The following is a 14,218-nucleotide window of genomic DNA, read 5'->3' on the forward strand; positions in this document are numbered from 1 at the left end:
CGAACACCACGCAACACGGAAGGCAGGTGAGCGCATGCGCACCCCCGAATTCACCGAGGAGACGCCCACGGACTGCGCCTGTGCGTTCTGCGCGGGCGCGGCAGGCACTGAGGCCGGCGGGGGACGGCACGGCGGACGGCGCGCCCGCTGTGCCGTACGTGGCGCGGTCGTGGCCGCGGTGGGCGCGGCCGCCATGATCGGCGCGGGCACGGCCGCCGCCGAACCGGCGCCGAGCCACGTCGGCTGGGACGGCAGCAAGTACTGGTATCAGGACGCCACCGGCTGGTGGCGCTGGACCAGCCACTACGACAAGTACCTCCGTCACACCGGCGGTTCGGCGTCCGGCGCCGGCGCGTCCGGGGTCACGCACCCCGCGCCCTCGTCCTCCTCCGCCGGTCACAACCCCCGTCCCACCTTCCGGGGCCGGGCCGGCTGGGACGCCACGGACCGGGTGTACTGGTACCAGCAGGGCGGCAGCTGGTGGTGGACCAGCCACCAGTGGAAGTACGAGGCCTGCACCGGCCGCTCCGGCTCGACGGCCCGGACCGGCTCCCCGGCTCCGTCGTCCGGGAGCCGCGCCAGGCCTGCCGACCGTGGCAGCCATGGCAGCCACGGTACGGAGGCCGCGATCCGCTGGGCGATGGGCCAGCTCGGCAAGCCGTACACCTGGGGCGGCAATGGCCCGTACGGGTACGACTGTTCGGGCCTGGTGCAGCAGGCGTACCGCCGTGCGGGCATCTCGCTGCCGCGGGTCGCTGACGCCCAGTACCGCGCCGCCGCGAAGCTCTCCCGTTCGCAGCTGCGCCGCGGCGACCTGGTCTTCTGGTCCTCCGACGGCTCGCCCTCCGGTATCCACCACGTGGCGATCTACCTCGGTGGCGGCCAGTATGTGGAGGCCCCGCGCCCCGGCAAGTCCGTGCGGATCTCCTCGTTCTCGTACTACAACCCCACGCTCTACGGCCGGGTCGGCTGAGGGATTCGATGGGCCGGGGTGCGCCGGGGTGAACGGTGTTGAGCCGGGCGCACCTCAGCACGCTTGCCCGCCGTCCGCCGCCGTCGTCGTCGGCAGTACGGGTGGTAGCCGCCCCACGGGCGCAGCAGTGCGCGGTGGTAGGGGCCCGGACCGGCGAAGCCGGCCAGCCGTTCCGACCCACTTGCAAGGTAGGGCCCGACCGTGACGGATTCCGCCGGATCGAAGCACGCGAGCGGAGCGGGCGTCGTACCGCGACTGCGATGGGATGCCGCGCGGACGGACACCCGGGTGCGACCGGGGGCCCGTATCTCGCTCGCGGGGTGGACCGGCGCGTCCCGGCCCGCCGGTCCGGTGGACGTCTTCCTGGTGGCTCAGGGTGCGACGTACGGCCTGGCGCGGATCCGCGTCGGCGGGGCGGGCGGCGGGCCCGGCCACTTCCGCCGCAGCGGGGTGGCCGTTCCCGGCGATGTGCCGCCCGGCGCGGCCGTCCTGGTGGTGATCGATCCGGGCAACCCGATGGAGATCGACTCCATCCCCGTGGCGGTGATGGGGCTGGTGGGCTGGTGACGGCGACCGGTCCGCGGCCGCCGTCACGCTCAGCGAACCGGCGGGCCGACGAGGCTCCGCCCCTGCTTCTGGCCGGGACTCTCGTACGGCCCCCGGCCGCTCCTCATGAGAACAGCCGCCCGCCCGGCGATGGCGGCCGCCTGGGCGCGGCGCTCCACCCCCAGCTTGTCGAACAGCCGTGAGACATAGTGCTTGACCGTCTTCTCGGCCAGGAACAGTCGCTGCCCGATCTGGCGGTTCGTCAGCCCCTCGCCGATCAACTCCAGGATCTGCTGGTCGCGTTCGGTCAGGTCGGGGAAGGCGTCCAGGCCCCGTTTCGGCTTGCGGCCGCAGCGCACCCGTTCCATGAGCGTGGCGACCGCGCCGGGACCGAGCAGCGAGCGCCCCGCGGCCGCCTCCCGCACCGCGCCCACCAGCTCCGGCCCGCGTACCTGCTTCAGCAGAAATCCGCAGGCCCCGGCCGTGAGCGCGTCGAGCTGCACCTCGTCGTCGGCGTATGTGGTCAGCATCAGGCACGCCACCCCGGGCGTGGCCCTGTGCAGCGCGCTGCACACGGCCACGCCGTCACCGTCGGGCAGGTGCACGTCCAGCACGGCGACGTCCGGACGCAGCGCGGGGGCGCGGGCCAGCGCCTCTTGCGCCGTCGCGCCCTCGCCCACCACCGTGAGGTCCGGCTCCGCGTTGAGCAGACCGGCCACCCCGCGGCGCACCATCTCGTGATCGTCGAGGACGAACACCCGGATCGGGCCGTCAGCGCTTGTCATCGGCGGTGGCCTGGGTGGGCGTGGGCGAGGGGGTCTGTGCGGGCGCGGGCGCGGGCGAGGGGGCCCGCGTGGGCTGCGCGCCGAGCGTCGGCTCAGGGGCCGGCGTGGAATCCGAGCCCTGCGCGGACTGCGGGCTCCGCGCGGGGTCGGGGGTCGGAGCCTGCGCGGGCGCGGGGGTGTGCTGAGCCGGAGAGGCGGGGGTGGCCTTGCCGGTCCAGTCGTCCACGAAGCGGACGGCGAAGGTGGCGCCGAGCTTAGCGGGGTCGACGTGCAGGGTGAACGAGCCGCTGCCGGAGTACCCGCCCTGGTCGAACCACGTGCCGTCCGCGCCGAGGACCTGCATGCGCCCCTTGCCGTCCTCGTCACCGAGCGTGGTGCCGGTGACGGTGACGTCCTTCTTCGTGCGTGCCACCTTGGAGATTTCGGGGGTCGGGAAGGCGACGGGCACATCGACCGCGGGGCCGGTGTCGCCGTTCGGGTAGAGCTGGCGGGCCGTCAGATTCCGCCAGTCCCAGGAAGGCTTCCACTTCGGGTAGCGATAACTGTCCTCGACCGTTCCGTCGTCTGAGGGGGCCGTGGTATCGGGGGCGGTCACCCAGCTGCCGTCCGGCTTCTGGAACTGTATCGCCGTGCCGGACTGCCCCGAACCGGCCAGTGTCCGGTTCTTGTCTCCGTTCTCGGCGGTGAGCTTCAGCTTCAGTGGCGTGCGGTACCGCAGTTCGGCGGACGGCGGTGTGGGGCGCTTCGTCCAGTCGTCGACGAATCGGACCCTGAAGGTCTCGCCGAGGCGGGACGGGTCCAGGGAGAGGTTGAAGGAGCCGTCGGAGCTGATACCACCCGCGTCGAACCAGGTGCCGTCGGCCGCCTGGGCCTGAACGGTTCCCTTGCCGCCTTGGTCACCGAGGGTGGTCCCCTTGACGACGACCTGCTTGCCGGACCAGGTCACCGAGGAGACGGACGGTGCCGGGAATTCGACCGGGACGTCGATGGCGGGGGTGCTCTCGCCGCTGGGGTATACCTGGCGGGCCTTGAGGTGTGCCCAGTCCCACGTGTCCTTCCAGGAGGCCCCGATCCGGTACTCGTCATGGATCGTGCCATCGGCCGAGGGCTGGGTGTCGTCGGCGGCGTCCGTCCAACTGCCGTCGGTGCGCTGGAACTGGAGAGTCGAGCCGGGCTGTGCGGTCCCCGAGAACACCCGCCCGCTCGCGCCGTTCTTGGCGGTGAGCTTCAGCTTCAGCTCCATGGAGGGCAGGATCTCGACGGGGATGCTGTCGAAGTTGCCGGGGTTGCGAGGGTCGGTCACCACCAGATTCGCCATGCCCGCGGGCACGCCGACCGGGACGGGGACACCGCTCACGTCGAAGATCGCGGAACTCGTGCCGTTCCCGTAGGGCTTGGTGGTGAACGTGCCGAGGGGGAACCGCCGGCCCTGGGTCGTCAGCTGGACCGCCACGTCACCCACGGGGTCCATGGAGTTGGTCCAGACGTAGAGCCGCATGGTGCCGCCGGCCCGGACCCGGGTGGTGGTGCTCGTCACGTTCCACTGGAGCTGGGACGCGTTCCGGTCGGTGATGAAGGTGATGGTGCGCTTGTCCTCCTGGCCGGGTGCGGCGTCCTCGCTGACGTAGATGTCGTGCGTACCGGCGGGAACGGAGTACTTCTCCGCGGTGGCGGCCCACGTACCGTCCGCGCCCACCCGCGGGCTGTTCCTGAGCGCCATCGGTGTGCGGTCCGGGCCGTAGGACAGGGAGATCCGGGCGCCGGGCTCGCCGATGCCGCCGAAGTCGAGGAAGAACGCCTTGGACAGCGAGACCCCCTCGCGCGGCGTCGTGAACTGGGCCGGCTGAATGCCGAAGTGGATGGTGAGGGTGATCGGCTCCGAGGTGCGTTCCCGCTGATCGCTCTGCTGGATGACGCGGAATTCGAAGGAGCCGTCCGTCAGCTCGCCGGCGGCGAAGCGGGAGGTGACCGCCCACTTCCTGTCCGGGCCGACGAGGCCGGTGAAGCTCGTCAGCGTCTTCCAGCTCGCGGCGTGCGCCGGGCGGTACTGCAACGCCAGGGTGGCGCCGGGCTCGCCGGTGCCGGCGAAGTTGATCCGGGGGCTGCGCCGGCCCACCTGCACGGTGGAGCCGTCCGCGGGCCGGGTGATCACGGGAGCGACCACACGGGAGCCGGGCGTGTCCGCCGAGCCGAAGGTGCCGGTGACGGCGCTGGCCGTCGCCGTCACCATCGGCGCGGCGTGGCCGGGCGCGGCCGTGGCACTGGTCAGCAGGAGGGCGAGCGCGGTGGCGGTGCCCAGGCTCGTCGCGGACGGGGCCCGGTGCGGTCGGGCGTGCCGCGGGCGGCGGGGAGCCGTCTTCCGGGCGGTTTCCGCCTCTCCGTGATGTTTCATGCTGCTGTCGCTCCTTCGTATGAGGCGGCGGTACGGCGCGGCCCGTGGGGGAGACCCGTGGTGGAGAGGCCCTGGTGAGGTCCGCCGCCTGGGCACGGCGGCGGGGCGCGGTGCGGCAGGGCCTGGGTACGAGCGGCCACCCGGGCGCTGCCGGAGCACCGCCCTGCGACGAGAGCGGTGCGTTTCGCGCGTACTTCGCCCAGGGTCATGCCCCCGGGTTGCTGCAATCGTTGCACATCTGCGAGCGCGCACCAAAATAAGCGCAGCACGTAACGATCGAACGGCGGGAAGAGGGGGCGGGGAGGGCTGTCGGGGCGATCACCGCCCCGCACCGCTCACTGGCCCGGGTCGGGCACCACGGTCGACGGGGCCATGAGATCCATGTCGCCCCACAGCGCTTCGATGTCGCTGGTCGCACGGGCGGCCTGCTCGGGGCGGCCGGCGGCGAGTTCGGCGAGCACGGCCTGGCTGACGGCGACCGCCGGCGTCAGGGTGGGAAAGATCGACGTGCTCTCGCTGGGGATGGCCACCACGACATCGGCGACCTGCGCGAGCCGGCTGGTGCGGCGGTCGGTGACGAGGCAGACCGTGAGATCGCGGCGCGACGCGGCCTGCGCCATCGTGATCAGCTCGCGCGGGGTGCGCCAGAAGTTGAAGATCACCAAGCAGCCGCCCGGGGGCAGGCCCACCAGCTGCGTCACCCGCTCCGTCCCGGCCTGGGTCTCCAGGCGCAGGTCGAACCCCATGCCCGTACCGACGTAGGACAGCACGATGGCCGGCGCGGCGAAGCTGCCGGACGCGGCTACCAGAGTGCGCGGCGCCGCCATGATGGCCGCCGCGAGCGCCTTGATCTCGTCCGGATCCAGGCTGTGCGCCATCCGCGACAAATGGTCGGCGTCCTGATGGAGCGCGGCCCGCGCCGGGGTCTCGGTCATCTCGGTGGAGTGCCGGTCGAGCAGCTCCGGCGTCGACAACGCGGAGAGGTACTGGCTGCGCACCTCCAGCTGGAGGTCGGGCCAGCCGCCGAACCCCATCTGGCGGGCCGCGCGGGTGACCGTCGAGGCGTTGACGCCGGCCCGCTGGGCCATGTCACGCGCGGAGGCGTAGGAGGCGAACTGCGGGTTGGTCTGGACGACTTCGAGGACCCGGGCAGCCTGGCTGCCGCGCGGCAACTTCGCCAGCTGCTCCGCGATACGTACCTGGAGCGACCTTCCCACCTCCACTTTGGGGCCGCGCCGCGGCACGGATGTGCGCCCTCAGTCTACGGGCCGGGGCAGCAGGGCATGGCGGTGCGCGACGCCGAAGCCCGATCCCAGGCTCGCATCCCGCTCGCATCCCGCTCGCGACCCGACGCAACAACCGTTGCACCTCCGCCTGCGCTCCTGAGCGTTCCGCACGCCACAATCGTTGCGTATGGATTTGACTGCAATGATCTTCGCGTCTCTAATGGTTCCCGAACGCCGGATCTGCGGACATAAACCGCAAATCCTGACGTGACGGCCCTGGTGCCGCGCTTCCTGGCGCCGGGCCCCAGCGGGGCGGGCATCGAAGAGGGTGACCTCGGCCGGCCCGCTCCCTCGCCGGAGGCGCATGTCACCTCACCTCCGTGCGCCTCCGGCGAAAAGCCTCCAATCAAAACCCCTGCACAAAAAGAAGTTGGGATCCTGTGGAAACTGAGAAGAACACCAAGCCGGCCTCGCGCAAGAAGAAGGCCATCGCCGGTGTCGCCGTACTGGCCGGCGCGGGCCTCCTCGCCGCGGGTGGTTACGCACTGAGCACCTCCACCGGCCTGGCGACCTCCGGCCTCTTCGGCACCACTACGCAGAACGGTCCCGACCCCGACACCAACGCCGACGTCTCGCTGCTGGTCAACGGCCACCAGCGCGCCGACCTGGCCGACGAGCTGACCAACGCCAAGATGGCCAACGACGGCGAAGGCGCGCAGACCACCGTCAAGCTGACCGCCGGCGGCAAGACCGACATCGACACGGTCGGTCTGAAGGTCAACTACGCCAAGACCGACGCGAACGAGGGCCTGGCCAAGCAGCTGGTCGTCGACGTCGACGCGGACGGCCGGCGTGTGGCGTCCGGCCTCTCGGCCGCGGACATCGCCAAGAAGACCACGCTCCCGGTCTCCCTCTCCGCCCTGCCCGGCGGAAAGCTGACGCACGACGGCGGCAACGAGCTCCCGGTGACGCTGCACGTCCACCTCAAGGACGGCACCGAGAAGAACTGGGACCAGGTGAAGGACCAGACCATCAAGTCGATCTCCTTCGGCTTCACCGGCAGCGGTACCCCGTCCGCCGACGGGAAGTGATGACCGGCCTCACGGCACGGAACTCCGGGGGCGGGCATCGAGCGGCCTCAGGCCCGCCCCCGGTTCCCCGCGCCGCGGTGGCTCGTACCACCGCGGCGCGGATGGCCCGCCGAGCGTTCAGGACCATGATGACCCTGCTGGTCACGGCCCTGGCGCTCGGCGCGCTGGCCGCCGGCATCGCCTGGCTGGCATACGGCGTCCGGTTCGTACCCGTGCTCACCCCGTCGATGCGGCCCGGTATGCCGCCCGGCTCGCTGGCGGTGACCAGGCCCCTCGCTCCCGATGACATCCGGACCGGCCAGGTCCTGGTGTTCCGGCCCCCGCAGCCGTGGACGCCCAAGGACGGCCGGCCCGTTCTGCACCGGGTCACCGCGATCGATCAGTACGCGGCGGGGCGGGTGCTCACGACCAAGGGCGATGCCAATCCGGGCCCCGACCCCTGGAAGGTCGACCTCTCGGGCCCCGGCGAGTACGCCCGGGTCGTCGCGGTCGTCCCCCACGTCGGGACGGTGGCCAAGGCCGCGCATCAGGCCGGGCCGGTCGCGCTCGGCGGTGCGCTGCTGGGCTTGTACTTCCTGGGCTGGGGCGCGCGGCGGCTCGTGCCCCGGAGCAGTGGACGACACAATCGAGGAGCGTGAAGCGTGCGTCTCGCACGGCATGAGAAGCGGCCGGTGCGCCCGGCCGCGCGGAGGGGCGCGGCGGCGGCCCTGGGGGCGCTGGCGGTACTGGGCGCTGCGGTGCCGGCCGCGGCCGCCGGCCACGACGGGTCCGCCGGCAGCCCGCAACTGGTCTACGTCCGCTCGGGGCCCGGCGTCTCCTGGACGGCCGACACCCTTGGCCTGCACCCCGGCGACCAGGTGGACCGCTACCTCGACGTGGTCTCCGCCCACAGCGCCCCGCTGGCGCAGTCGCTGCGGCTGTGGGGCACCGGCCGGCTCACCGACGGCGGGGGCCTGGTCGCCGGTGTACGCGAATGCTCGATCGCCTGGAGCAACGGAAAGTGCGGCGGCCGCGAAGTCCAACTCTCCTCCTTCGGCACGTCGTTGGCCAAGCCGGCCGGACTGGGCGGCGCCCGTACGGTCCCCGCCCGCGACACCCGCCACCTCAAGCTGACTTTGGCCGTCCCCGCCGACCTGCCGCCCGCCCTCGCCGGTGCCACCGCCCGCGTCACCCTCCAGGCGACCGGGGCGGCCCAGGGGGAGGAGTCCGGTACGGGCAGCGCCACCGGGGCGGACGCCACCGCCGGCTCGGGCGGCGGCACGGACTCCACCGGCGGCTCGTCACTCGGCGGGGCACTCGCCCACACCGGCGCCGGCGGCCTGTGGGGCCTGCTCCTGCTCGGCGTCGGCGCGTTGTGCGCCGGCACCGCCATCCTGGTCAACCGCCGCCGGACCACACCGGAAGGTACCGACGCCGCGCCCGCCGCCTCGGCCGAGTCCTGACGCCCGCCCGCGTACCCCTCGCTCCGTACCGGCGCGCCCGTGTTCTCGCGCGCCCGTGTTCTCGCGCGCCCGTGTTCTCGCGCGTCCGCGCGCCCGCGCGCCCGCGTGTCCGCCTGCCCACGGGACGCGCGGCGGTGCCCCCGCCCCCACCCGAAAGCAGTGTTCATGTCCCTCCCCCTCTTCGAGGAAGTCCTCGTCCCGTCCGACTGCGGCTGCCCCGGCTGCGACGCGCGCCGGTGCGCGGCGCGTTCGGCCCGGGTGGGGCGCGCCACGACCGGCACGCTGATCGTCGCGATGGCGACCACCACCGTCGCCGGCGCCGTCCAGATGTGCGCCGCCGAGCCCGCGGCCGCGGCGCCGGGCCCGGCGGCTGCCGGCCACACCGCGGTACAGGCAACCGCCCGGCAGGGGGCGGTGAGGAACCGGGCGGAGATCCTCCGCCGCGCCCAGCACTGGGTGGACCGCGGGGTGCGGTACAGCATGGGCAGCTACTACGAGGGCTACCGGCAGGACTGCTCGGGGCTCGTGTCGATGGCGTGGGGCCTGTCCGGCAGCCAGTGGACCGGGAGCCTGGCCTCCTACGGGGTCCGGGTGAGCAAGAGCGCCCTCCAGCCCGGCGACATGCTGCTGTACCACAACGCGGCCAACCCCGTTCACGGTTCACATGTCGTGCTCTTCGGCGGCTGGACGGACGCCACCCGCACCCATTACGTCGCCTACGAACTGACCCCGCCCCACGCGCTGCGGCGGGTGACCCCCTTCCCGTACTGGAACCACACCTCGGGGTACGTGGCCTACCGCTCGCGGGCGGTCGCGGCCGGCGGCGGTGGCCAGGGCGGTGGCGGTGGCCAGGGCGGCGGAGGCGCCCCGGCGCGGCCCGCCCAGGGCGCCTTCCCCGGCGCGGGCGTCTTCGGCCCCGGCCAACACAACGCCTACATAACCCAGTTGGGCGAACTGCTCGTACAGCGCGGCGGCGCGCGCTTCTACTCCGTCGGCCCCGGGCCGTCCTGGGGGCAGGCCGACCAGCAGGCCACCGCGGCGTTCCAGCGCGCCCAGGGCTGGCACGGCGCGGAGGCGGACGGCATACCGGGGCCGGGCACCTGGCGGCTCCTGGCCAACGGAACCGGCCACGACATCCCGGCGGCATCGGGCGGCGGCGGGACGGTGGACGGTGTCCCCGCTTTCCCCGGGCGCGGAGCCTTCCGTCCGGGACAGTCCAATTCGTTCGTGACCCAACTCGGGCGGCAACTGGTGAAGAAGGGGTTCGGACAGCACTACGCGGTGGGCCCCGGCCCCAGTTGGTCGGAGAGCGACCGCCGCAACGTCGAGGCGTTCCAGCGCGCCCAGGGCTGGCGCGGCGCAGACGCGGACGGCTGCCCGGGCCCGGAAACCTGGCGCCGCCTCTTCCACTGACGGGCCCGCCCCTGCGCACCCCTCGGCCGGGAAGCCCGCGTCGGACACACGGAGCGGTAGGACACCCTGGGCGGGCGTGCCCGGTTCCTCGTTCCGGGACCGAAGAGCCCTCGCCGGGACGGCCGGAAGGCCCTCACCTTTGCGGTGCGTCCGGGCACCAACGGCCATTCCACCGGGCCGGTTCGTGCGTACATCCTTGAAAGAGTCTCAGAATTCCATGACTCATTGGGGAACTGTTGTGTTCGTTGTCGATTCCACCCGCGCGGATGTGTCCGAGGCCAGGAGGGCGGCGCGCGCGTACGTGAAGAGGCACTGTCCCTGGGTACGGGAGGACGACGTGCTGCTGGTGATCAGTGAGCTCGTGGGGAACGCGGTACGGCACACCGGGGGTTTCTGGCGCCTCAGCCTCCAGGCCCGTCCGTACGCGCTCGTCGCCCGGGTGGACGACCACAGCACGCGTATGCCCGCACCCCGCGTCCCGGACGTGACCGGCTCAGGCGGTTACGGATGGCACATCGCGCGCAGCCTGTGCGGGCAGCTCACGGTGCTGCCGCGCAGCGACGGCAAGACCGTGGAGGCGCGTTGGAACCGCGCGGACGCCCGGGCGGACCCCATCCCCTTCGAGGGCGCCGTCCCCGCCCCGGACGCCACCCGCCTCGCGCACCCTGCGGGGCGCGTCGCCGCGTGAGGCGTCCGCAGGCGTCCGCCACCACCCGGTCGTACGACCGAGATGGTGGCGTCGCCCCAGCTTCAGCGCGGACCGGTGTACCGGTCGCGGCGTCCGCTGAGCCAGAGGTCGCCGCGACCGAGCCGGAAATCGGGTTCGGCTCCTTGGGGCACTCGCCGGATCGGGTGCGAGTCGTCCGCCCCAAGCCCATGAGCCGAGCCACGCGCCCGGCCGCCGACTGGTGGTGTGGGATCAGCAGGGGCAGACGCGTGCCGCGTCCATGACCCGCTCGACGAGGTCGGCCTGGAGGACGGCGTCCGCGTGGTGCCGCGCGAGTTGGCCGGTGTCTCGCCTCGCGGAGAGGGCGAACTGGCGGACCAGGTTGGCGAATTGGGCGTCTGCCGGCAGGGTGAGCACCTCGTTGGTGTCCTGACGGGTGATCTCCAACCGCGGCAGGTGGGTCTCCGGCGGAGTGAAAGCCCGGTCGAGACGGAGACGGCCGGCGGTGCCGTAGAGGGTGTACTCCGCGCGGTAGGCGTGCTCCATGCCGAAGGCCAGATCTGCCACCACGCCCTGCGGCGTGGTGAGCAGCACATGGCCGGAGAGCACCACGTCGCGGCGCCGCTCGTGGCGCAACACCGCGCCGACGACCTCGAGTTCGGGGCCGAGGATGTGCAGTGCGGCCCGCAGCGGATAGATGCCGATGTCGAGCAGAGCGCCACCGCCGACGTCAGGCTGGTATCGGATGTCGCCCTCCGCCTTGGGAGGGATGGTGAAGGCCGCGGAGAGGGAGCGTAGTTCGCCGATCGCGCCCTCACCCAGCTGCTTCATGACGGCGGCGTGCTGCGCGTGATGCAGCGACGTGAAGTTCTCCATCAGGACCAGGCCGCGGGACCGGGCGAGGTCGATCAGCTCCTCGGTGCGCGAGCGGGTGGCGGCCAGGGGCTTCTCCACCAGGACGTGTTTGCCCCGGAGCAACGCGGCCTCCACCCATTCCGTGTGCAGCATCACCGGCACCGGGATGTACACCGCGTCGATGTCGTCGCGGCTCAGCAGCGCGTCATAGCCGGTGACCGCCTCGCACCCGAACCGTTCGGCGAACCGGGCGGCCTTGGCCGCGTCCCGGCTGGCTATCGCGGTCACGTCGATGTCCGGGTCGGCGATCAGCGCCGGGATGGTGCGGCGCAGGCCGATGTCGGCCGCGCCGAGCACTCCGAATCGTAGGCGGGACGAGGACATGCGGTTTCCCTTCGGGCCGTGCTCAGCGCAGCGCCTGAATACAGGCGACGAGGCTACGGGCTTCTACGTTGAGGTAGTTGCTGTGGGGCAGCAGGGCGAGGAGCTGGTGCAGGGTGAGCCAGCGGAAGTCCTGGTCCATCTCGACCGGGAAGTCTTCCTCGGCCTCCACCACGACGTAGCGGTTCTCGGCGTGGTGGAAGCGGCCTCCCTCCTCGGACTGCGCGGTGTCGTACCGAATGCGCTCCGGTTCGGCCGACAGTACGTAGTCCAGGTACGTCGGCCGGTGCTCGTGGGGGACCGACTGGTAGTTGGACGGCCGGCACTGCACGGTCGGCGCCATCTCGGGTCCGTTGAGGGAACCGGCCTCGGTGCGGGCCTGGATCAGGACGTGCAGCACGCCGTTGATCCGTTTGGTGACGAAGGCGGCGAGGCCGGGACCGGTGGGGGCCAGCAGCGGCTGGGTCCACGATGAGACCTCGCGGCTGCTGGCCTGGACACTCACCCCGATGACACGGAAGAAGTCGCCGTGCTCGTGGGCTATGGAGTCCTCGTCGCGCCGCCAGCCGCTGCGTTCGGTCTCTTTCAAGGGGACGCGCTGCTGTACCAGTTCCCGCTGGGACCGGACATCCGTCAGCCAGCTGAGGATCTCGCGCATGTCGTGCAGCGCGGCGGAGTCATCGGCCAGGGACTGTGTGACGGCGGCGGCGAACGGATCCACCGGGGCCGGCACTCCGTCCGCGTGGGGCGACACGTCCGACGGGAAGCAGGACAGCACCGTACGCGTGTCCATGTTCACCATGTGCGGAGTGAGCAGGAGCTCCCGCAGTTGGGCGAGGCTGAGCCAGCAGAAGTCGTCGTCCAACGGCACGTCGTCCAGGGCCTCGACCACCATGTTGCGGTTCCGCTTGTGCAGGAACCAGGAACCCTGCTCGGATTGCAGCACATCGACGAGGATCCGGCCGCGCCGACGCGAGGTGAAGTACTCCAGATACTTGACGCCGCTGCCCCGGTGAACTCGGGTGTAGTTGCTACGGGTCGCCTGAACTGTCGGGGAGAGCTGGAGGCCGCTTATGTTGCCGGGCTCGTGCTTGGCCTGGATCAGGACGTGCAGCACGCCGTTGAACTTCTTGACCAGCAGCCCGAGAATTCCGACTTCCGGCTGGACGATGATGGGCTGGGTCCAGCTGCCGAACCACGCGTGATCCGTCCGTACCTGGAGGCCCTCGACCGAGAAGAAACGCCCGCTGGTGTGACGTAGATTCCCCGTGCTGTCGTCGAATCCCCATCCGGCCAGCCTGTCGAAGGGAATGCGGTCCACCGTCAGCCGATTCGACCGCTGGCGATCGGCGAACCATGACCGGAATTCTTCGGGCGACGTGACCTCGTCCCCGGTCGCCGAAAACGAACCCATTGATTCGCCCACTTCTGCCATCTTCTCCCGGATCAGGCGACCGGTACCGGGAGATGCGGTACGGAGGTCGACTCGGAACACCATCGGAGGCGCGATGGAGCCCGGAAAGGCGTGCGGGCTCCGCAAACGGCTGTCAGCCGCAAAGCGGTAGACGGCCCCCCGTGGCCCGGTCACACCGGTTCGATTTTGTGACGTGCGGTACATCATGGACTGATGTCCCGACTACTGCGTTGCGTCAGGATGATCTACGAAATTGGTCATGTCAAGCCTTGATCAAGTCCGAGCGCCACACTACCGTCATAGCGCGCGGCCGCTTTTATCCTGCGGGTCGTTCGGGGTGTGAGCGGGGCGAATTCCCTTGAACGGTAGGTTCCGGCGCGGGACGTTTCCGCCGACGCCGCCGCCCGGTTTGTCCACGGGTGTCACCGGCACTTACGGGGTCGTGCGCGCGCCGTCGTCGACGTGCCTTAGGGCTCGCGCGCCTGCGGTCCCGGGGCCCCGTCCCGCTGCGCGACGGAGCACCGTCGGAGACCCTCCCGCGCCGTCCTGAGTGGGCCCCGTCCATGGCCTGACCTGTGCATAAACCGCTCCTACGGAGGCCTGTGACTGACCTCACAGGGGTGTGGGGTGCCGAGCGTGATCACTTTCGATCAGGATGGCCGGGGGTGCGCTCGACGATCTTGTGGGCGTGGTCCGAGCTTCCTTTGACCCAGTTTTCATTCGTCATTCCATCCATCCTTGACTGCCGGTGATGGATTTAGTGTGACGCTTTTTTCGACCGAGCGGGGGCCGTCGATCGTGTTGTCGGATGCTGGTTTGGTGCGGGATGACGCTGTAGCTGTTGTTGGTGTGTCGTGTCGTTTTCCTGGTGCGTCGGGTCCGGGTGAGTTTTGGGGTTTGTTGCGGGGTGGGGTGGATGCGGTTTCGGAGGCGCCTGCTGGTCGGGTGGGTGTTGAGGGTTCGTGGTGGGGTGGGTTTTTGGATCGGGTGGATGGTTTTGATCCGGGGTTTTTTGGTATTTCGCCGCGTGAGG

13 protein-coding genes are annotated in these 14,218 nt (G+C 71.3%); 8 read left to right on the top strand and 5 right to left on the bottom strand.

Translation table 11 applies throughout. The annotated features are described in order from the left end of the window. The first annotated feature begins 34 nt into the window (after window positions 1-34). A complete protein-coding gene (locus ACZ516_RS32530) occupies window positions 35-973 on the top strand; it encodes a C40 family peptidase (RefSeq protein ID WP_469013213.1) in 939 nt (312 codons plus the stop codon). Between the two features lie 201 nt (window positions 974-1,174). Continuing rightward, the gene (locus tag ACZ516_RS32535; RefSeq protein ID WP_469013215.1) at window positions 1,175-1,540 is read left to right on the top strand and encodes a hypothetical protein; all 366 of its coding nucleotides are present in this window, start codon (window positions 1,175-1,177) and stop codon (window positions 1,538-1,540) included. Between the two features lie 29 nt (window positions 1,541-1,569). Here the strand turns inward: ACZ516_RS32535 and ACZ516_RS32540 are convergent, their stop codons facing one another. The 3 genes from ACZ516_RS32540 to ACZ516_RS32550 form a co-directional block, all read right to left on the bottom strand. Continuing rightward, window positions 1,570-2,304 carry a response regulator gene (locus ACZ516_RS32540; protein ID WP_469013217.1) on the bottom strand — a complete coding sequence of 245 codons (735 nt, stop codon included), beginning with the start codon at window positions 2,302-2,304 and terminating at the stop codon, window positions 1,570-1,572. Beyond that, window positions 2,291-4,696 carry a hypothetical protein gene (locus tag ACZ516_RS32545; RefSeq protein ID WP_469013220.1) on the bottom strand — a complete coding sequence of 802 codons (2,406 nt, stop codon included), beginning with the start codon at window positions 4,694-4,696 and terminating at the stop codon, window positions 2,291-2,293. The genes ACZ516_RS32540 and ACZ516_RS32545 overlap by 14 nt, the downstream gene beginning before the upstream one ends. A gap of 335 nt (window positions 4,697-5,031) precedes the next feature. Further along, window positions 5,032-5,913, bottom strand: a complete 882-nt coding sequence (locus tag ACZ516_RS32550) for a MurR/RpiR family transcriptional regulator (protein WP_361076727.1) — start codon at window positions 5,911-5,913, stop codon at window positions 5,032-5,034. Window positions 5,914-6,362: 449 nt separating this feature from the next. On the opposite strand from ACZ516_RS32550, the gene ACZ516_RS32555 reads away from it, so the two are divergent. From ACZ516_RS32555 to ACZ516_RS32575, 5 genes are all read left to right on the top strand, one after another. Beyond that, window positions 6,363-7,013: a hypothetical protein gene (locus ACZ516_RS32555; RefSeq protein ID WP_358588341.1), complete on the top strand. Its 651-nt coding sequence runs from the start codon at window positions 6,363-6,365 to the stop codon at window positions 7,011-7,013. 125 nt (window positions 7,014-7,138) lie between these two features. Then, window positions 7,139-7,651 (top strand): signal peptidase I, encoded by a 513-nt coding sequence (locus tag ACZ516_RS32560; RefSeq protein ID WP_469013223.1) that lies wholly within the window; start codon window positions 7,139-7,141, stop codon window positions 7,649-7,651. Window positions 7,652-7,654: 3 nt separating this feature from the next. Then, window positions 7,655-8,455 carry a hypothetical protein gene (locus tag ACZ516_RS32565; protein WP_469013226.1) on the top strand — a complete coding sequence of 267 codons (801 nt, stop codon included), beginning with the start codon at window positions 7,655-7,657 and terminating at the stop codon, window positions 8,453-8,455. 165 nt (window positions 8,456-8,620) lie between these two features. Then, the gene (locus ACZ516_RS32570) at window positions 8,621-9,868 is read left to right on the top strand and encodes a peptidoglycan-binding protein (RefSeq protein WP_469013227.1); all 1,248 of its coding nucleotides are present in this window, start codon (window positions 8,621-8,623) and stop codon (window positions 9,866-9,868) included. Window positions 9,869-10,106: 238 nt separating this feature from the next. Continuing rightward, entirely contained in the window at window positions 10,107-10,556 is a 450-nt protein-coding gene (locus ACZ516_RS32575) for an ATP-binding protein (protein WP_469013229.1), read from the top strand. Window positions 10,557-10,787: 231 nt separating this feature from the next. Here the strand turns inward: ACZ516_RS32575 and ACZ516_RS32580 are convergent, their stop codons facing one another. Next, the gene (locus ACZ516_RS32580) at window positions 10,788-11,774 is read right to left on the bottom strand and encodes a Gfo/Idh/MocA family protein (RefSeq protein WP_469013232.1); all 987 of its coding nucleotides are present in this window, start codon (window positions 11,772-11,774) and stop codon (window positions 10,788-10,790) included. 22 nt (window positions 11,775-11,796) lie between these two features. Next, window positions 11,797-13,392: an NDP-hexose 2,3-dehydratase family protein gene (locus tag ACZ516_RS32585; RefSeq protein ID WP_469013233.1), complete on the bottom strand. Its 1,596-nt coding sequence runs from the start codon at window positions 13,390-13,392 to the stop codon at window positions 11,797-11,799. Between the two features lie 531 nt (window positions 13,393-13,923). Here ACZ516_RS32585 and ACZ516_RS32590 point away from each other — a divergent pair. Then, window positions 13,924-14,218 (top strand): beta-ketoacyl synthase N-terminal-like domain-containing protein (locus ACZ516_RS32590; protein WP_469013235.1); only part of this gene is annotated, 295 nt, incomplete at its 3' end.

This window comes from Streptomyces sp. NPDC034037 (assembly GCF_055575715.1).